This window comes from Arthrobacter sp. Y3225209 (genome assembly GCF_059090685.1).
The window spans coordinates 20,557-37,454 of the sequence record NZ_JBNHFW010000005.1; the positions used below are offsets into that span (position 1 = coordinate 20,557).

The 16,898-nt window shown below is 65.8% G+C and carries 19 protein-coding genes; 14 read left to right on the top strand and 5 right to left on the bottom strand.

The window, feature by feature from the left end:
• Positions 1–79 precede the first annotated feature (79 nt).
• Positions 80–544 (top strand): DoxX family protein, encoded by a 465-nt coding sequence (locus tag AC5RVB_RS04715; protein WP_494142094.1) that lies wholly within the window; start codon positions 80–82, stop codon positions 542–544.
• On the opposite strand, the gene AC5RVB_RS04720 is transcribed toward AC5RVB_RS04715, so the two are convergent.
• Positions 541–1,014, bottom strand: a complete 474-nt coding sequence (locus AC5RVB_RS04720) for a hypothetical protein (protein WP_227902761.1) — start codon at positions 1,012–1,014, stop codon at positions 541–543. The genes AC5RVB_RS04715 and AC5RVB_RS04720 overlap by 4 nt on opposite strands.
• Positions 1,015–1,247: 233 nt before the next feature.
• On the opposite strand from AC5RVB_RS04720, the gene AC5RVB_RS04725 reads away from it, so the two are divergent.
• The 7 genes from AC5RVB_RS04725 to AC5RVB_RS04755 all read left to right on the top strand — a co-directional run bounded on the left by AC5RVB_RS04725 (position 1,248) and on the right by AC5RVB_RS04755 (position 7,476).
• The gene (locus AC5RVB_RS04725; RefSeq protein ID WP_227902759.1) at positions 1,248–1,964 is read left to right on the top strand and encodes an Rv1352/Rv1906c domain-containing protein; all 717 of its coding nucleotides are present in this window, start codon (positions 1,248–1,250) and stop codon (positions 1,962–1,964) included.
• Positions 1,964–2,590, top strand: coding sequence for a hypothetical protein (locus tag AC5RVB_RS04730; RefSeq protein WP_494142095.1), 627 nt, complete (start codon positions 1,964–1,966; stop codon positions 2,588–2,590). Before AC5RVB_RS04725 ends, AC5RVB_RS04730 begins: the two co-directional genes overlap by 1 nt.
• 512 nt (positions 2,591–3,102) lie before the next feature.
• The gene (locus AC5RVB_RS04735; protein ID WP_227902756.1) at positions 3,103–3,744 is read left to right on the top strand and encodes an ABC transporter permease; all 642 of its coding nucleotides are present in this window, start codon (positions 3,103–3,105) and stop codon (positions 3,742–3,744) included.
• Positions 3,737–5,008: an ABC transporter ATP-binding protein gene (locus AC5RVB_RS04740; RefSeq protein ID WP_494142096.1), complete on the top strand. Its 1,272-nt coding sequence runs from the start codon at positions 3,737–3,739 to the stop codon at positions 5,006–5,008. The genes AC5RVB_RS04735 and AC5RVB_RS04740 overlap by 8 nt, the downstream gene beginning before the upstream one ends.
• A 5-nt stretch (positions 5,009–5,013) precedes the next feature.
• Entirely contained in the window at positions 5,014–5,784 is a 771-nt protein-coding gene (locus AC5RVB_RS04745) for an ABC transporter permease (protein WP_494142149.1), read from the top strand.
• Positions 5,784–6,782: a glycine betaine ABC transporter substrate-binding protein gene (locus AC5RVB_RS04750; RefSeq protein WP_494142097.1), complete on the top strand. Its 999-nt coding sequence runs from the start codon at positions 5,784–5,786 to the stop codon at positions 6,780–6,782. The genes AC5RVB_RS04745 and AC5RVB_RS04750 overlap by 1 nt, the downstream gene beginning before the upstream one ends.
• A gap of 10 nt (positions 6,783–6,792) precedes the next feature.
• Entirely contained in the window at positions 6,793–7,476 is a 684-nt protein-coding gene (locus AC5RVB_RS04755; RefSeq protein WP_494142098.1) for a DUF6308 family protein, read from the top strand.
• A 14-nt stretch (positions 7,477–7,490) separates the two neighbouring features.
• Here AC5RVB_RS04755 and AC5RVB_RS04760 read toward each other — a convergent pair whose 3' ends face one another.
• Positions 7,491–7,787 (bottom strand): EthD family reductase, encoded by a 297-nt coding sequence (locus AC5RVB_RS04760; protein WP_227902748.1) that lies wholly within the window; start codon positions 7,785–7,787, stop codon positions 7,491–7,493.
• Between the two features lie 148 nt (positions 7,788–7,935).
• On the opposite strand from AC5RVB_RS04760, the gene AC5RVB_RS04765 reads away from it, so the two are divergent.
• From AC5RVB_RS04765 to AC5RVB_RS04775, 3 genes are all read left to right on the top strand, one after another.
• Positions 7,936–8,481, top strand: coding sequence for a thioesterase family protein (locus AC5RVB_RS04765; RefSeq protein ID WP_227902745.1), 546 nt, complete (start codon positions 7,936–7,938; stop codon positions 8,479–8,481).
• 91 nt (positions 8,482–8,572) lie between these two features.
• Positions 8,573–9,160: a dihydrofolate reductase family protein gene (locus tag AC5RVB_RS04770; RefSeq protein WP_494142099.1), complete on the top strand. Its 588-nt coding sequence runs from the start codon at positions 8,573–8,575 to the stop codon at positions 9,158–9,160.
• Positions 9,161–9,228: 68 nt separating this feature from the next.
• Positions 9,229–9,993 carry an IclR family transcriptional regulator gene (locus AC5RVB_RS04775; protein ID WP_494142100.1) on the top strand — a complete coding sequence of 255 codons (765 nt, stop codon included), beginning with the start codon at positions 9,229–9,231 and terminating at the stop codon, positions 9,991–9,993.
• A gap of 98 nt (positions 9,994–10,091) precedes the next feature.
• Here AC5RVB_RS04775 and AC5RVB_RS04780 read toward each other — a convergent pair whose 3' ends face one another.
• Positions 10,092–12,224: a hypothetical protein gene (locus tag AC5RVB_RS04780; protein WP_494142101.1), complete on the bottom strand. Its 2,133-nt coding sequence runs from the start codon at positions 12,222–12,224 to the stop codon at positions 10,092–10,094.
• Between the two features lie 330 nt (positions 12,225–12,554).
• Between AC5RVB_RS04780 and AC5RVB_RS04785 the strand changes: the two genes are divergently transcribed.
• Positions 12,555–13,961 carry an OFA family MFS transporter gene (locus AC5RVB_RS04785; RefSeq protein WP_493992469.1) on the top strand — a complete coding sequence of 469 codons (1,407 nt, stop codon included), beginning with the start codon at positions 12,555–12,557 and terminating at the stop codon, positions 13,959–13,961.
• On the top strand, positions 13,958–14,062 hold the full coding sequence (locus tag AC5RVB_RS04790) for an MFS transporter small subunit (RefSeq protein ID WP_423723643.1): 105 nt from the start codon (positions 13,958–13,960) through the stop codon (positions 14,060–14,062). The genes AC5RVB_RS04785 and AC5RVB_RS04790 overlap by 4 nt, the downstream gene beginning before the upstream one ends.
• Before the next feature lie 33 nt (positions 14,063–14,095).
• Here the strand turns inward: AC5RVB_RS04790 and AC5RVB_RS04795 are convergent, their stop codons facing one another.
• Entirely contained in the window at positions 14,096–14,605 is a 510-nt protein-coding gene (locus tag AC5RVB_RS04795; protein ID WP_494142102.1) for a hypothetical protein, read from the bottom strand.
• 127 nt (positions 14,606–14,732) lie between these two features.
• Between AC5RVB_RS04795 and AC5RVB_RS04800 the strand changes: the two genes are divergently transcribed.
• Positions 14,733–15,770, top strand: a complete 1,038-nt coding sequence (locus AC5RVB_RS04800; RefSeq protein WP_494142103.1) for an NAD(P)-dependent alcohol dehydrogenase — start codon at positions 14,733–14,735, stop codon at positions 15,768–15,770.
• 29 nt (positions 15,771–15,799) lie between these two features.
• Here AC5RVB_RS04800 and AC5RVB_RS04805 read toward each other — a convergent pair whose 3' ends face one another.
• Positions 15,800–16,897: a phosphotransferase family protein gene (locus AC5RVB_RS04805; protein WP_227928475.1), complete on the bottom strand. Its 1,098-nt coding sequence runs from the start codon at positions 16,895–16,897 to the stop codon at positions 15,800–15,802.
• Between the last annotated feature and the right edge of the window lies 1 nt (position 16,898).

The window sequence follows — 16,898 nt, forward strand, 5'->3', positions numbered from 1 at the left end:
TGATCTGTGCCGGGCTTCCGGCATGCGCGAGGGGCCGGGTGCGGGTGTGGGGCCGCGCAGCGGATGCTAGCGTCGGGGCATGTCTGCACTTTCCAAGCTTCGTGCCGTTGCTGTCCGCCCTGCCCCGCCGACGTCGAAACCCCGGCGGGCCGGCGCCGTCGCCCTCGGTGCGTTCCTGGCTTTTGCCGGGACCTCGCACCTGACCTTTGCCCGGCAGGAATTCCAGGCCCAGGTTCCGGACTGGGTGCCGTTGGACGAGGACGCCGTGGTGCTGCTCTCCGGCGTCGCCGAACTCAGCCTCGGGGCCGCACTGATCCTGCTGCGCAAACGCCGGGTACCTGTGGGACTGGCTGCTGCCGCGTTCTTTATTGCCATTTTCCCGGGCAACATCTCCCAATACGTCACGCATACTGACGCCTTCGGGCTGGACTCGGACCGCGCGCGGCTGGTCCGGCTCTTCTTCCAGCCGCTGCTGGTTATCTGGGCGATGTGGTCCACCGGTGCCTGGAAGGCGCTGCGGGGCCAGGAAGGCCGCCGGCGCTAACGCCTGGCGGCGTCTTTTTCCTTCCGGCGTTTCTCCCGGCGGCGTTGGCGCCGGGCACGGCGTCGTTGATCCTCGCGTTCCTCGCGCTCAAACTGGGCGGCTTCCCACTCCCGGTACCACTGCGGCAGCAGCACGGGCCGGAGGAATTTCGGCAGGAAATACTGGTGCATCATGGCGATCGGCAAGCCAATGGACCATGAAAGCACGGCAATCACCCGGACGAGGGTTTCCGGCATGCCCACCAGGCCCAGGCTGATCGCCGCCAGGGCCCCGGTGAACATCAACCCTCCCCAAAAGCAAACGAATCCCAGACGGGAGTGCTTGGCGGTGGAGCCTGTCGCCACCCTCAGCGCAAGCCATGACGTATAGCGTCCGGTGTAGGCCCGGATGCCCATCACGAGGGACACAGGCCCAAGAACCACAAGGCCGACGCCGAAGACGATGTAGGCGATCGGCGGCGGGGAGTCCATGGACAGACACTCTAGGGGACGCCGGGGACATATCCGGGGATAATCACGGGCAGTATGGAGCCTTGCGGCGGCCCTTTCGGCCTGGCTGGCTGCGCGTGGAGGACCTGCCGTGACCATCGTCACTGTGTATGGTGTGCACCACGGAGCGGCCGGTGCCGACAGTAATGGAGGACGGCACCTAAGGTGCCTGAGCGGATCCCGCTTTGTGGCCTTTCCCAGAAATGAACAGCACCATGCAAGAACGCAGCCCCGACCAGATCCCTTCACTTGCGATGCCGCCGCCGCCCGCTCCGCCCGCCTCGGATACCCCCGTCAGCGAGGCCGGCAAGGAAGCCAAGGCGGGCAAGCGCCGCAAAGCGGCAAAGGCGGCGAAGCAGGTCGGCCCCGATGCCCCAGGCGCACGGAAAGGCAAGCGGATCTGGCTGGCAGTGGCCGGCGTCGTGCTGCTGGCAGGCGGTGCCGTGGGCGGTCATTTCCTGACCGATCCGACCCGGAGCGACGAATACGCGGCGCTGAGTGAGGAGTCCGCACAGCGCCAGGCCCAGCTGGAGAAGTCCCAGAGCGACTACAACGCAATGAAGACGGACTACAACAAGCTCTCCGCCGGGATCTATGACCGGGAGAAGAAGGTCGGCGAGCGGGAGGACGCAGTTGCCGCCGCGGAAACCGCAGTGAAGGCGCGTGAAACGGCCGTGACCTCCGCCGAAGCCAAAAAGGCCGCCAACACCATCACCGACGGGACCTGGACGGTGGGTAAGTCCATCAGTGCCGGCACCTACACCACGACGACGGACGTTGGGTCCAGCTGTTACTGGGGCATTTACCGCAGCGGTTCGAACGGCGACGACATCATCGAAAACGACATTCCCGGCGGCGGCCGGCCGTCAGTGACAATCTCGGAGGGCCAGGACTTCAAGTCCAGCCGCTGCGGCAAATGGGAGAAGCAGTAATGCAGGAAAACAATATGACGCCGGACCCGCAGACCCCTGCACCAGCCAACGCCGACAGTGGCAGTGCGGTACCGCCTCCTCCCGCCGCCGGCGGCATGGCAGTACCGCCGCCTCCGCGCGCCGAACCGCTGAACTCTTCCTCCGCACAGACGGCACCGTACAGGCCGGAACCCTACCGGACAGCGCCCGAACCGGTATCCCACCGGCGGAACTATGCCCTGTTCGCTGGTGCTGGACTCGTGGTGGGCCTGGGTGCGGGGCTCCTGTTCGCCCAGATCGATCTCTCATCTGAGCCGGAGCCATCGATGGCCCTGACCGAGGCTGTACGCGGCTGCGGCCTAACCGACCAGGCCGGTATCGAGCTGGGGGATGAAGGCCAGAGCCTGACCATGGACACCGAAGGCTACGACGATTACCTCGGCGGCGATGAAGCGGATGATGCCCAGGTCGACTGTGTCCTGCGTGCATTGGACATACCCGATGCAGTGGACAGCCGATTGGGCAACACCCGGGCCATGGACGGCCGGCAAAGCGCCGAATGGGGAGAATTCTCTGCCTCGTGGAGCTTCCATCCCGACAGTGGAACCAACGTGGTCATCGAGATCGTGCAGCCCCGCGAAGACTAGCTGCAGGGCCGCCCCAAAGGGTTCAGCGAGCACGCGACTGCGTAGCGCGAAGGCGTCCCGGAACCGCGCAAGGGATGGTTCGTCGTGCCGACGTCAGCACAGCGGTTTCGCTCCGGTTTGTGTGTTTCCCTGCCAGTTTGGGAAATCCCTCCGCCGCGAAGTGGCAGTTACTTCCCAAACCGGTCGATTTCCGCAGACCGGGTAAACCCGCCTGTGCTGTGGCGCTATGAACCGGGCGGAGCGCGTCGGAAAGCATGGATTCCGACCCAGTGGTGCTGCACCCACACCGGCCCCACCCGGACTCATGAACCCGAAGCCGCGCCATAACGCCCGGGCCGGAAACCCCCGCCAAACCTGCAGTACGGGGACCGGGTGGTTCCGGTTCCGGGCCGATCAGCGCTTAATGGGTAGGAGCAACTGGAAAAGCAGCGGCCCGGCCGCGTGCAAGGGAACCGTTCAGCAGGCAGAACGGATCCCGGGAAATCTCCTAGCCAGAGCGAAGAGGTCTTGATGTGTGGGAATTCGTGGCGGACCGGTATCAGCAGATCCTCTTCGCCGGATGGCAGCACTTCAGCCTGGTGGTGCAGTGCCTGATCCTGGCCACCGTCATTGCCGTGCTCATCGGGGCCTTGGTCTACCGTAATAAGACCCTTACCGGCGTGGCCAACGCCGTCTCGGCCGTAGGCCTGACACTGCCGTCCTTTGCCCTGATCGGCCTGCTGATAGCTCCGGTCGGATTCGGGGCCACACCGGCGGTGATTGTGGTGGCGTTCTACGCGACGCTTCCGATCCTCCGCAATGCGGTGGTGGGCCTGTCCGGGATATCACCCGCCGTCGTGGAATCCGCACGCGGAATCGGCATGAGCCGGCTGCGTACCCTGCTGCGGATTGAACTGCCCCTGGCCTGGCCGGTCATTCTGGCCGGGGTGCGGGTTTCTGCACAAATGGTCATGGGCATTGCCGCCATCGCGGCCTATGCCCTGGGCCCCGGCCTGGGCGGATTCATCTTCTCGGGCCTGTCCCGGCTGGGCGGTGCCAACTCCCTCCAATCGGTGGTGGTCGGCGTCGTCGGCGTAATCCTGCTGGCTCTGATCCTGGACCTGCTCCTGGTCGGCCTCGGCCGGCTCACAACCCCGCGAGGTATCCGTGTCTGAGACTGAAATCCCCTCAAACGGCGGTAGGGCCGCCGGTGCCGGCATCCTGCTCGAAGATGTCACTAAGCGATTCCCGGGGCAGGAGAAACCGGCGGTCGGCGGACTGACCATGGAGATCCCGCAGGGCAGCATTGTGATGCTGGTCGGCCCTTCGGGCTGCGGGAAAACCACCACACTGAAAATGATCAACCGGCTCATTGAACCCACCAGCGGCCGGATCATCCTCAACGGCGAAGACGTCACCGGAATCGACGGCGACCAGCTGCGCCGCGGCATTGGCTACGTGATCCAGGCAGGCGGGCTGTTTCCGCATATGACCGTGGCCGCGAACATCGCCGTGGTTCCGAAAATGCTGAACTGGGACAAGGAACGTATCCGGTCACGGGTGGACGAACTGCTGGAACTGGTGTCCCTGGACCCGGCGTTGTACCGGGACCGGTATCCCAAGGAGCTGTCCGGCGGACAGCAGCAGCGGGTGGGTGTGGCCCGTGCCCTGGCGGCCGACCCGCCGGTACTGCTGATGGATGAACCGTTCGGCGCCGTGGACCCGATCACCCGCCAGCGGCTGCAGGACGAACTCCTGCACATCCAGTCCGAGCTGCACAAGACGATTGTCTGCGTCACCCATGACTTCGACGAGGCGGTGAAGCTGGGCGACTGGATCGCCATCTTTGACGAGGGCGCCCAGCTGGTGCAGTACGACTCCCCGGAACGCATCCTGGCCAGTCCGGCCAACGAATTCGTGGAGAACTTCATCGGCTCCGGTGCCGGGCTGAAGCAGCTGACCCTGACCCGCGTCAACGAAGTGGATCTGGTGACGCCCGTGACGGCATCTGTCGGGGACCTCACCAGCGACACCCTCTCGCGCCTGCAGGGAGCCGGCGAACAGAATGCTGTGGTGCTCGATGAACGCGGCCGGCCCATCCAATGGCTTTCCCGCCGCCAGCTCAGCCGCCTGGACCGGCACACCGACGCCGTTGATCCGCGGCTTCCGGTGATCGGTAACCAGGCAACTTTGAACGACGCCCTGGACACCATGCTGGTTTCCAGCACCGGCGCGGCACTGGTCACCGGGCCGCGCGAGAGTTTCCTGGGCATGGTCACGGTCCAGACCGTGATGGAGGCGATCACGGCCGCGAACGACGCCGCGCAGCAGGGCTCCTCCAGTGCGCCGGTGGGCATCAACAGCGGCATGATCCGGCGTGCCGGGGACCCGGTCCCGGTGCAGGACGGAACCCCTGCCGGCACCGGAGCACCGCAGTGAGCGCGGTGGCTTCGCAGGCGGCGGCCCAGACCCAGGCGCAGAATGGCGCCGCCCCGGCGTCGTGGCGCCCGCTGCTCCTGCAGCTGGCAGGAATCGCGGTGGCCTTTGCACTGCTGATGCTGTGGCTGCGTACCGCGGAGCTGAGCGCCACCGAGCGCACCACCCTGGCCCCGGCTGCCCTCTGGGACTACACCGTGCAGCACCTGCTCCTCACCGGTGTTGCTGCGGTAATTGTGCTGGTGATCGCGATCCCGCTGGGCATTGTCCTGACGCGTGGCCGGCTGCACCGGGTTACCGGGCCCGTGATGGCCGTGGCCAATATAGGGCAGGCGGCACCGGCGATCGGGCTGCTGGTACTGCTGGCCTTCTGGCTCGGATTCGGATTCCGGGCCGCAGTCACTGCGCTGGTGGTGTATGCCCTGTTACCCGTTATGCGGAACACCATGGTGGGGCTGCAGCAGGTGGACCCGCGCATCGTAGAAGCCGGCCGCGGCGTGGGAATGAGCTCGACTGGCGTGCTGTTCAGACTTGAGCTTCCGCTGGCCGTGCCGATCATGCTCTCCGGGGTGCGGACCGCACTGGTGCTGCTGGTAGGCACCGCCACCCTGGCGACCTTCGTCAACGGCGGCGGGCTGGGCATCCTCATCACCACCGGAGTGAACCTGAACCTCACCACCGTGTTGGTGGCCGGTGCCGTGCTGGTGGCCCTGCTCGCCCTGATCGTGGATTGGATCGGGCGCGTTGTGGAACACGTGGCCCGGCCGAAAGGACTCTGATGAAGACGCCGTCAACGGCCCGTCTACGGTTCGCAGCAGCAGGTGCCGCCGTCGGCCTGCTGCTCACCGGATGCGGCCTGCAGCCGGCAGATTCCTACGTTCCGGACGCCGAACCCGGGTTGATCCAGCCGCTCGAAGGCCTGCCTGATGACGCGAAACTTACCGTCACGGGGAAGAACTTCACCGAACAGCTGATCCTGGGCAAAATCTCCGTGCTGGCCACCAGGGCCGCCGGGTTCGCGGTCACCGACCTGACCAACATTCCCGGCAGCCAACCGGCCCGCGAACTGATGGTTTCCGGGCAGGCGGCTGTGACGTGGGAGTACACCGGCACCGGTTGGATTGCGTACCTGGGGATGACCGAAGGCATAGCGGACAAACAGGAGCAGTGGCAGGCGGTACACGATGCGGATCTGGCCAACGGTCTGACGTGGGGGGCACCCGCGCCCATGAACAACACCTATGCGTTTGCCATCCGCAATGAGGCCGCGGAGGAACTGGGGGTGGAGAGCATTTCAGACATTGCCGTCCTGCCGGTGGAGGAACGCACGTTCTGTCTGGAGGCGGAATTCAATTCCCGACCCGACGGCATGAACCCGATGCTGGAACGCTACGGCCTGCCCCGCGGCTCACCTGAGGGTGTCCCGGAGGGCAACATCGGCATTTACGACACCGGCGCCGTGTATTCGGCCACCGATACCGGCGAATGCAACTTCGGCGAGGTCTTTGCCACGGACGGGCGGATCGACTCGCTGGGGCTGACCATCTTGGAGGATGATCTGGCGTATTTCCCCGCCTACAACGCCGCACCGGTCTTCAACACGAAAGCACTGGAGGAATATCCGGAACTCGAAGCCGTTTTCGCCCAGATCGCACCGTTGCTGACGGACGAAGAACTGCGGAAAATGAACCTGGCAGTGGACGTGAACGGCGAGGAGCCGGCCGACGTCGCCTATGACTGGATGGTTTCGAAGGGCCTGATTACCGCTCCCGAGTGAGGTGGACACCGTGGACCTGCCAGCAATCCTGGATGCCAAGCACATCGACGACGCCGCGGACCTCCTGCACCGCTACTACCGGCAGAAACTCACCTCCGGGCATGTGCGGACCGGCGCGCGGTTCGATACGTGGGCCGGCGGAGGGGACGCACCGGGTGTCGCGAACCGCATCACCGCCGATGACCTGGTGGCCCTTGCCCTGCTGGGTGAGGAAATTACCGGTCCGGCGGTGGTAGGCCTGCTCGAAACCAAGTCTGCCCAGATAGGTGAGCTGCTGGAACTCATCCCGGCGGACCTTGCCATGGAGGATGTCACTCCCGTGGAGTACTTCCACGTGCTGGGCAAGGAAAGCCCGGCCTGGCTGCTCTGGGATCTTTTCCGCGGTTACAAGGGCGGGCAGTGGAAGACGGGGGCCGGCAAGGCCAGCAAGCTGCTGGCACGGAAGCGGCCCAAACTGATCCCGATCTGGGATGCGACGGTGGCGAGAAGCGCCGGTCTGGGCACTTCACTCACGCAGTGGGAGGAATGGCATTCCCTGCTGACCATGGATGACAGGGACCTGGCCCGCCGGCTAGCAGCCGTTCAAAGCCGCGCGGACCTGCCCGCCCCGGTCTCCACCCTGCGGGTCATGGATGTCATCCTGTGGATGGACGGCCGCCGGCGCGGGTACAAGCATGTGGCCGGGGAGGACTGACAGTGCCCGCGCAGCTAGCGCCGGTAGGTGAAAACGGTCACCCCGCCGCTGGCGAAGGTGGGGATGTCGGCGTTGGCCAGCTGGCCCTCGGCGGTGGTCATGGCCTCCTGCATGGCGGGCTCGTCGTCGAAATCCGCCTCGAACAGGGCGAAGTAGGGTGCCGTACCCTCCGGTGCAGTGAGCCGGTGCGAGTGTCGGAAGCCGCGGATGCCGGGAATGTTCCGGGCCAGAGGCAGGTGCACAGTGGTGAAGTGCGTCCGAAACGCATCGTGATCCAGCGGGTGCCCGTACAGGACAACAAGGGTATGCATGCCGGGCAGGCTAGCGCGGCCGACGACGGCGGGACAGAGTGGTGTGGGAACTCACGGAAGGGCGGGTGCCTGGCAGCGGCGGCGACGCGGGAGGAAAAGAAACCGCGCCGTCTACCGGACTAAGTTACTGAGCGGTAATATAGCGGCCATGCACCTGATTCTGCGCACCATCCTGATCCTCTTCCGCGCCCGCCGCCGCCCCAAGCTGGGGTTCTTTGAGTCCTCCTCCGTGCCCATGCGGGTGCTGGTCACGGACATTGACGTGGCGATGCACCTGAACAACGGCATGTACCTCTCGCTGATGGACCTGGGCCGGTTCGACCTGCTGGTACGCAGCGGCATGTGGGATCTGATGAAAAAGCACAAGTGGAGCCCGGTGGTGAACAACGAGACCATCAGCTTCCGCAAGTCGCTGCAGCTGCATCAGCGCTACACCATCGAATCCCGGATTGTCGGTTTTGATGACCGCGCGATCTACCTGGAGCAGCGGATGGTCGCCGACGGCGAGATTTACGCCAGCGCGCACATCGGCTGCCGCTTCCTCTCCAAGAACGGCCCGCTGTCCAACGAGGAGATCTTCAAGAAGGTGGGCGCGGTTCCGCCGTCGGACCTCGTCCTCCCTGAATGGATCAAGGAATGGCGCGCCAATGTGGCCCTGCCGAGCACCCGCCGTCCTGCTCCCCACATCTGGTAGGACGACGGCGGCGCCCAGGCTGCCCACCGACCGTTGACACCTGCCTTCCCCGGACCGACGCTGGAACGAGGGCGAGGAACAGGGGTGTCCGGTGAAACTGACTGTCAATACGTTCCTGACGCTGGACGGCGTGATGCAGGGCCCGGGCAGCGTCGATGAGGACACCTCCGGCGGATTTACCCACGGCGGCTGGATGATTCCGCACATGGACGCCGAGGTTGCCCGCATAGGCGGGGAGTGGTTCGGCCACGGGGATGCCCTGCTCCTGGGCCGGAACACCTACGAGATGTTGTGGCCATTCTGGGAAGCGGATACCGATCCGTTTGATTTCGTGGCCACCCACCTCAACCACATGCCCAAGTACCTGGTCTCCTCCACGCTGGAGAACCCGGGCTGGCACAACACCCGCGTGATCCGCGGCGACGTGATGCACAAAGTGGAGGAGATCAAGTCCCACGGCACGGGCGAAATCCAGGTGCACGGAAGCTACCAATTGGCCCGCTCCCTGTATGAGGCCGGCCTGGTGGACGGTTACCGGCTGATGGTGCTGCCGGTAACCGTGGGTGAGGGCAAGCGGTTGTTCAGCAGCCCGGCCGATTTGGGCGGATACACCCTGACCCAAAAGGAAACCACCGAGTCCGGTGCACTGGCGGTCACCCTGATGCGCAGGGGGACATAGCTCCCTCAGAGCGAGAACGCTTTTCCGCGATGCGATAAACTCCGGGGAGAGTATCGGGAGGGTCAACTATGGCTGAACGAGCCGCCGGATCCGGCGTGCAGTCGGTGGAACGTGTCTTTGAACTGCTGGAACTGATTGCCGATGCGGGCGGTGCAGTGACGCTGAGCGAACTGTCCGCGTCCGCCAGTCTGCCCCTTCCCACCATTCACCGGTTGCTGCGCACCCTCGTGGCACTGGGCTACGCCCGGCAGCTGCCCAACCGGCGCTACGCCCTGGGCCCGAAGCTGATCAGGCTGGGCGAGGGGGCAAACCAGCAGCTTGGCTCGGTGGCGCTGCCGCATCTGAAGGAACTGGTGGACGAGCTGGGCGAGACTGCCAACATGGCGGTGCTCGACGCCGACATGGTGGTTTACATTGCGCAGGTCCCGTCACAGCACTCCATGCGGATGTTCACTGAAGTGGGGCGCCGCGCACACACCCATGACACCGGCGTCGGCAAGGCCATCCTGGCACAGCTGCCCGATGCGAAGGTGCGCAGCATGGTGGAGCGGGCCGGCATGCCTACCCCTACCGTTTACAGCCTGGGCAGCACCGAGGCGCTGCTGGCGGACCTGGCGCGCATCCGGGAGCGCGGCTATTCCATCGACGAGCAGGAGCAGGAACTCGGCGTGCGGTGTTTCGCGATGGCGGTACCGAACGCACCCACACCCGCCGCTGTTTCCGTCTCCGGTCCTGTGTCGCGCGTGGATAAAGGGTTTGCCGGCCGTGCCATCCCCGCCCTGCGCAGAGCGGCGGAACGCATCTCCGCGGAGCTGAACCTCGCCGCACGCTAGGCATCACATTTCCCGTTAACGGGGAAGGGCAGGAACCGCGGCTGCGGTTCCTGCCCTTCCTTTAGTGGTGCGAGGTGATGCGGTGGTGCTCCGAAACGCTAGTGCTGTGCGTTGCGGCGGGTACCGGCGACCAGCATACCGATCGGAACCAGCAGCAGCAGCAGCGGGATCAGCACGGCGAGGATCTTCGGGGAGGTGAGGATCTCGCCCGGAGTCAGGGCCGTGGTGCTGGCCCGCATGGTGTCGGCGCCGTCGGCGATGTCCCCGTTGCCGTTGGCCAGCGTCTCGCTGCCTTCGGCGAGCTTGGCATTGCCGTCAGCCAGGTCCGCTGCACCCTTCTTCAGGTCCTTGGTGCCTGCGGTCAGGGTCTTGCCGCCGTCGTCGAGCTTGGTGACGCCCTCGTCCAGGGACTCGGTGCCGGTGGAGAGGCGGCCGGTGCCGTCAGCCAGGCTGATGGTGCCGTCGTAGATCTTGTAGTTGCCATCGGCCAGCGTGTACGCGCCGGTCTCCAGGGTGGTCAGGCCGGTGGCCAGGGTGCCTGCGCCGGTGGACAGCTTCTGTGCGCCGGCGTTGAGCTCGCCAGCGCCGGAGGCGATCTTGCCTGCACCGGCAGTGAGCTCCGGTGACTTGGAAGCGAGTTCGTTGGCGCCGGCGTCGAGCTGGGTGGCACCTGCGGCAATCTTGCCGTTGCCTGCTTCCAGTGCCTTCGCTCCGGTCTTGAGGATGTCGATGCCGGCAGCCAGCTGGCCGACTCCGGTCTTCACCTTCGCGGTCCCGCCAGCAATCTGCTTGGCGCCTGCCTGCAGGTCCTTGGACCCGGCGGACAGCTTCTGGGTTCCGGCATAGAGGTTGTCGGCACCTTCTGCGAGGCCGGGGTTTGTCCCGTCGCCGACGTTGAATCCGACCTGCAGCTGCATGATGCCGCCGTTGACCGTCGCGGCACCGTCGGCGACGTCCTGGCCACCCTGTTTGAGGACCAGCAGGCCAGTGCTGTAGGCGGTAGCACCTGCAGAGTACTCGCTCGCTCCGGCAACAATCGCGTCCAGATTCGGTTTGAAACTCTCATAGTTATTGCTGAAGCCGGTAGCACCGGCAGAGATCCCGTCCACATTTGCCTTGGCGACCTGTGCCTTTCCGAGGGCCTGTGCCAGCGCGGTGTTCAGTTCCTCTGCGGTCATGGATCCTGCCACGCCCTGGAGAGCAGTCAGCGAGTCAACTACTTCCTGGGAAGCGGTAACTGAGCCTGTATTGGACTGAGCCAGCGTGGAGGCGCCGGCCGCGAGTCCGTCGGCAGCCGGACGGAGCAGTCCCCAACCGACAGCGAGCTTGGCAGAACCCTCGGTAAGTGCGGTGGGGGAACCAATGATCGTGTTGAGCCCGTCGGAAAGCTGGCGGCTGCCGGCAGCAAGCTTGGGTGCAGCCTCCGGAGCTGCAAGCTGGTTGACACCGTTCTGCAGCTTTGCTGCACCGTTCTTGAGGCGGAGCGCGCCGGCTTCTAGGTCCTCGGTGCCCTTGACGGCCTCGTCTGTGCCTGCCGCGAGTTGCTTTGCACCGGCATCCAGGAACGGCACGCCGGTCTTCGGATCATTCAGCTGGGCGGCACCAGCGGCGAGCTGGTCAGCTCCCGCGGCGATGTCTCCGGCGCCGGCCTTGGCGTCTCCGGCCCCCTTCTTCAGTTCACCCGTACCGGCGGCGAGCTGCTTGGTGCCGCCCTCAATACGGAGAGCGCCGTCCTGCAGTGCTGCACCGCCGGCCGAGAGCTCGCCCGCGCCTGCACCCAGTGCGGCGCCGCCCGTGGCCAGCTGCTGGGCACCGCTGTTGGCAGTGGTGGCACCGGCAGCAAGCTTGTTGGCGCCGGTGTTGGCAGCCTCGGCACCGGTGAGGAGCTTCAGTGCACCCTCATCGAGGGTGGTGGCTCCTTCCTTCAGCGTGGTCACGCCGGCCTTGGCGGAGGAGATGCCGTTGGCCAGGGTGTTTGCGCCGTCGTCGACCTTCTTGGAGCCGGCAGCAACTTTGTCTGCACCGTCCTTGGCCTTGGCTGCGCCTTCCTTTAGGTCCCCTGCACCGGTGGAGGCACGCTCAGCGCCATCGCTCAGCTGCACCGCGCCGTCGGCCACCTTGCCGGTAAACAGCACAAAGAAGGCCAGCAGGAGGATCAGGAACAACGCCAAAAGGGCGGTTAAAAGTGTGTGCGGGCGGGATGATGCGCGCCCGGACGTGGAACTCGTCATTGAATATCCTTTTTCTGCTTCATACGGGTCGAGACTGACTGAGCTGCGTGCAGCACGCCGGTGGGCGCAGCCTTCGCGAATGCATGGTGTCCGGTCCGTTTCCGCAGATGACGAAACCGACCCGGGTGAGTGTGATGTCTGTTACATCTAAGCTACCCAGCGGTAACAAAGCAAGCGTTTTGGGAAATTAGTTACCGGTGAGTAGGTTGCACGGTATGTTTTCCTGCGATATGGCAAAACGCGTGTCATTCCGGGACACGGCGCTCTTCAGGGCGCATCCTGACTCCTACACACAGTCTGAGCACGACGCAGCCTGACAAGGGAGTCCGTATGAGTTGGCTGGATCGCAACCGCACCATCGCCCCGCCCGGTTTCAACCGATGGCTCATCCCGCCGGCCGCTTTGGCCGTCCATCTGTGCATTGGCCAGGTCTACGCCACCAGCGTCTACAAGACGGCGCTGGTGGACTATTTCGATGCCAGCCTCACGCAGATCGGCGTGATCTTCTCGATTGCCATTGTGATGCTGGGGCTTTCCGCAGCTGTGATGGGTACCTGGGTGGATGCCAACGGACCCCGCAAGGCGATGTTTGTCTCGGCCATGTTCTGGGTGGGCGGCTTCGTGGTGGGAGCGGTGGGGATCTTCACCCACCAGCTTTGGCTGCTGTATCTGGGATACGGGGTGATCGGCGGCATCGGCCTGGGCATCGGCTACATCTCCCCGGTGTCCACCCTGATCAAGTGGTTCCCGGACCGGCCAGGGCTCGCCACGGGCATGGCGATCATGGGATTCGGCGGTGGTGCACTGATTGCCAGCCCGCTGTCCTCAGCGCTGCTGGCCTTTTACGATCCGGCCTCGGGTACCCCGGGATGGGTGGCCAGCGGGGACGCGGTGGGCAAGCTGTTCCTGACCCTGGCGGCCATTTATCTGATCTACATGCTGTACGGCGCCGCGACCATCCGGGTTCCGGCCGCGGACTGGAAACCGGCGGGCTTTGATCCCTCCGCCGTCGCCGCCAAATCCCTGGTCACCACCAACCACGTCTCGGCAGCCAACGCCATCAAGACCAGGCAGTTCTGGCTCGTCTGGATTGTGCTCTTCTGCAACGTGACGGCCGGTATCGGCATCCTGGAACAGGCCGCGCCGATGATCCAGGACTTCTTCCGCCAGCCCGACGGCGCGTCCCTGGTCACAGCCGCCGTTGCCGGCGGATTCGTGGGCCTGCTCTCGATCGGCAACATGGGCGGCCGCTTTGTCTGGTCCGCCACCTCGGACCTGATCGGCCGCAAACGCATCTACATGCTCTACCTCGGCGGCGGCGCCATCCTGTACGCCCTGCTCTCCTTCTTCGGAGACACCTCCACCATCCTCTACGTAGCGCTGGCCTTCGTGATCCTGTCCTTCTACGGCGGCGGATTCGCCACGGTTCCGGCCTATCTGCGGGACCTGTTCGGCACCTTCCAAGTGGGCGCCATCCACGGCCGGCTGCTCACCGCCTGGTCCGCGGCCGGGATTGCCGGACCGCTCATCGTCAATTCATTCCTGGACGCGCAGGGCACTCCCGGCGAGCTGACCGCGGGGGCCTACTATCCCGCCCTGCTGACCATGGTGGGCCTGCTGATTGTCGGGTTCATCGCGAATCTGCTGGTGACACCGGTCCACTCCCGCCACCACGAACCGAAGTCCGGGCCGGAGGCTCCGGCGCAGACACCAACCCCGGACGGAGAGCACGCATGAGCAACAAAGCGATGGTCACAGTGAGCTGGCTGCTGGTGGGAATTCCGCTGGCGTACGGCGTCTTTCAGACCCTCAGCCGGGCAGCGGCACTGTTCGGCTGACGGCTGCCCGGTGTGCGGATAGGGGGGAGCCGGTCAGCCCTTGGACTTCCCGGAGTCCCCGGAGTCCGTTGCCTGGTCCAGAAGCAGGGAAGAGACGGCGGCGGCCGCCGCCATCACCCACCGGGGACGGGCCACCCCGCGCCGGACCAACCATTTCTCAACCTGTTCATCCAGTGCCAGGGTCAGTGCCAAAACGCCGCTGACGGTGACCCCCACGAGCGCAGCCATGCCGGCCAGTGCGATGGCCGGGGTTCGCGGCGCGGAACCGGCTGCACGCAGATAGGAAGGCGCGGTTGCCTCACCCGCAGCGCCGTCCTCAGCCGCGGCCGTGAACGGGGTAACCAGGTCAACCGTTGAGGCGGCCGCCAGTTCCCTGCCCTTGCGGGTGCCCTTCTGCACTGCCACAACGCTGATGGCGCCGATGGCTGCGCCCGGTGCCAGGATGTAAAGGCGGCGCAGGGACGGGGACCAGTCGGCGGGCCGGCTGAGCGTACCGGCAGCAGACACAGCGGCAAGGGCAAGGGAAAGCGGCGGATTCTTCATGCCCCTCACGGTACCGGGGCCGCGTAGGGGCTGTGCAACCGGAGCCCGGGTGCAACGATTAAGGTGCTAAAGCCATCCACCCGTACCTGCGGCGGAGCTTCGCCGGTGCGGAGAGTAGGAGCACGCCATGAAGGCTCTTCAATACCGCACCCTGGGCGCGCCGCCCGAAGTGGTGGAAATCGAAACCCCCGAACCGGGACCGGGCCAGGTGCGGCTGAAGATCACCGCCGCCGGGGTCTGCCACTCGGATGAATTCATCATGAGCCTGCCGGAGGGCGAATACATCTACGGACTGCCCCTGACGCTGGGACATGAGGCCGCCGGGGTAGTGGACCGGATCGGCGACGGCGTGCAAAACATCGACGTCGGCACCTCCATGGCCGTCTACGGTCCCTGGGGCTGCGGGATGTGTTACGAATGCTCCAGCGGCAAGGAGAACTACTGCCGGAACGCCGCGGCACTTGGCATCGCCCCGCCCGGGCTGGGCGCCCCCGGGGCCATGGCGGAATACCTGATTGTGGACAGCCCGCGGCACCTGGTGCCCCTGGGGGACCTGGACCCGGTGCAGAATGTCTCCCTGACGGACGCCGGCCTCACTCCGTACCACGCGATCAAAGGGTCGCTGGATAAGCTGCCCTCAGGCTCCACCGCCGTAGTGATCGGCGTGGGCGGGCTGGGCCACGTGGGGGTGCAGATCCTGCGGGCCATGACGGCTGCCACCGTGGTGGCACTGGACATTGACGAGGCCAAGCTGAACCTGGCCACCGACGTCGGAGCGCACTACACCTTCCCGTCCGAGCCCGGGGCGGTGGCCTTGGTCCGGGACCTGACCGGCGGCCGGGGGGTGGACGCCGTCTTTGACTTCGTGACCAACCAGGCCACCCTGGACCTGGGCCAGGGGATGCTTGCGGCGCAGGGGGATCAGGTGCTGGTGGGTGTCGGTGCCGGCACCCTGCCGGTGGGCATGGCGGCGACCTCTGCCTGGGAAACCTCCATCCGTGCCCCCTACTGGGGCTCCCGCTCGGAGTTGTTTGAGGTTTTGGATCTCGCCCGCAGCGAAGGAATCAACGTGCACACCGAGACCTTCAGCCTGGATGATGCCCCGGCCGCCTACGAGAAGCTGAAGAACAGCCAGCTGCTGGGCCGCGCCGTCGTCGTTCCCTGACCAACGCCGGGCCGCGGACCGCGTGGCGGCTACAGTGCAGCGCGGTCCAGCCCGGCGAACTGCGCTGCGGTGCGCAGCAGCTGCGGCACACCTTCCTCCAGCGAGGGGCCGAACACGGTGTCATGCGGGCGCTCGCCCTTGAGCCAGCGGGTGTAGATGGCTTCGCAGAAGATGGATGCCTTCCACAGCGCCAGCGCCTGGTACCAGGGCAGCGCGGTCAGGTCCAGGTCCATCCGCTCCCGGTAGGCGCTAATGACATCCTCCCGGGTGAAATACCCGGGGTGCCGGGTCACGCCGGTGAGCTCCAGCGGGGTGGATTCGCTGCCGGGCTCGGAATACGTGGCGGTGAGGTACCCCAGATCCGCGAGCGGATCCCCGATGGCGGACATCTCCCAGTCCAGGATGGCGATGACGCGGGCCGGGGACTGCGGGGCAAACATCAGGTTTCCCGGCCGGTAGTCGCCGTGCAGCACCGCGGCGGCCTGGCTGTCCGGCACGTTGTCGGCCAGCCAGCCGCCGATGCGTGCCACGTCGGGCAGGGTGCGCATGGTGTTGACCTCCCAGAGGGAAGAGAACCGGGACACCTGGCGGCTGAGGTATCCCTCGGGTTTGCCGAAACCGGCCAGATCCCCGCTGCTCACGTCCACTGAGTGGATGCGGACCAGCGCGTCGACGACGGCGGCGCTGGTGGCCCGGCGGTCCTCGGGCGAGGAGAGGGCGGGCGGAATGGTGTTGGTGATGACCAGCCCGTCGAGGTAGTTCATAACGTAGAAGGGCACGCCGAGCACCGACTCGTCCTCGCAGACGGCCAGGATTTCCGGCACGGGTACGCCCTGCACGCGCAGCAGCTGCTGGATCCGTGCCTCGCGGACCATGTCATGGGTGGAGCGCGGCAGCGGCGGACGCGGGCCGCGGCGCAGCACAAAGTCTTCATTGCCGCGCCGGATCCGGTAGGTGACGTTGGACTGCCCGTCGCCAATGGAGGCCCAGGCCAGTGGCCCGGCGCCAAGACCGTGGGTGTCGAAAAACGCGGTGACTTCGTCGAGGATCAGCAGCGGCGGGGATGCCAGAGCCTCTGCCTCGGCGCGGGTGGCTACTACTTCGGTGCCGTCAGGGGTGGTGTGCATG

What these genes read in the sequence shown, in the direction of transcription:
- AC5RVB_RS04715 (WP_494142094.1), top strand. Translation starts at nt 80, where the DNA reads ATGTCTGCACTTTCCAAGCTTCGTGCCGTTGCTGTCCGCCCTGCCCCG.
- AC5RVB_RS04720 (WP_227902761.1), bottom strand. Translation starts at nt 1,014, where the DNA reads ATGGACTCCCCGCCGCCGATCGCCTACATCGTCTTCGGCGTCGGCCTT.
- AC5RVB_RS04725 (WP_227902759.1), top strand. Translation starts at nt 1,248, where the DNA reads ATGCAAGAACGCAGCCCCGACCAGATCCCTTCACTTGCGATGCCGCCG.
- AC5RVB_RS04730 (WP_494142095.1), top strand. Translation starts at nt 1,964, where the DNA reads ATGCAGGAAAACAATATGACGCCGGACCCGCAGACCCCTGCACCAGCC.
- AC5RVB_RS04750 (WP_494142097.1), top strand. Translation starts at nt 5,784, where the DNA reads ATGAAGACGCCGTCAACGGCCCGTCTACGGTTCGCAGCAGCAGGTGCC.
- AC5RVB_RS04760 (WP_227902748.1), bottom strand. Translation starts at nt 7,787, where the DNA reads ATGCATACCCTTGTTGTCCTGTACGGGCACCCGCTGGATCACGATGCG.
- AC5RVB_RS04765 (WP_227902745.1), top strand. Translation starts at nt 7,936, where the DNA reads ATGCACCTGATTCTGCGCACCATCCTGATCCTCTTCCGCGCCCGCCGC.
- AC5RVB_RS04775 (WP_494142100.1), top strand. Translation starts at nt 9,229, where the DNA reads ATGGCTGAACGAGCCGCCGGATCCGGCGTGCAGTCGGTGGAACGTGTC.
- AC5RVB_RS04780 (WP_494142101.1), bottom strand. Translation starts at nt 12,224, where the DNA reads ATGACGAGTTCCACGTCCGGGCGCGCATCATCCCGCCCGCACACACTT.
- AC5RVB_RS04785 (WP_493992469.1), top strand. Translation starts at nt 12,555, where the DNA reads ATGAGTTGGCTGGATCGCAACCGCACCATCGCCCCGCCCGGTTTCAAC.
- AC5RVB_RS04790 (WP_423723643.1), top strand. Translation starts at nt 13,958, where the DNA reads ATGAGCAACAAAGCGATGGTCACAGTGAGCTGGCTGCTGGTGGGAATT.
- AC5RVB_RS04795 (WP_494142102.1), bottom strand. Translation starts at nt 14,605, where the DNA reads ATGAAGAATCCGCCGCTTTCCCTTGCCCTTGCCGCTGTGTCTGCTGCC.
- AC5RVB_RS04800 (WP_494142103.1), top strand. Translation starts at nt 14,733, where the DNA reads ATGAAGGCTCTTCAATACCGCACCCTGGGCGCGCCGCCCGAAGTGGTG.
- AC5RVB_RS04805 (WP_227928475.1), bottom strand. Translation starts at nt 16,897, where the DNA reads ATGCACACCACCCCTGACGGCACCGAAGTAGTAGCCACCCGCGCCGAG.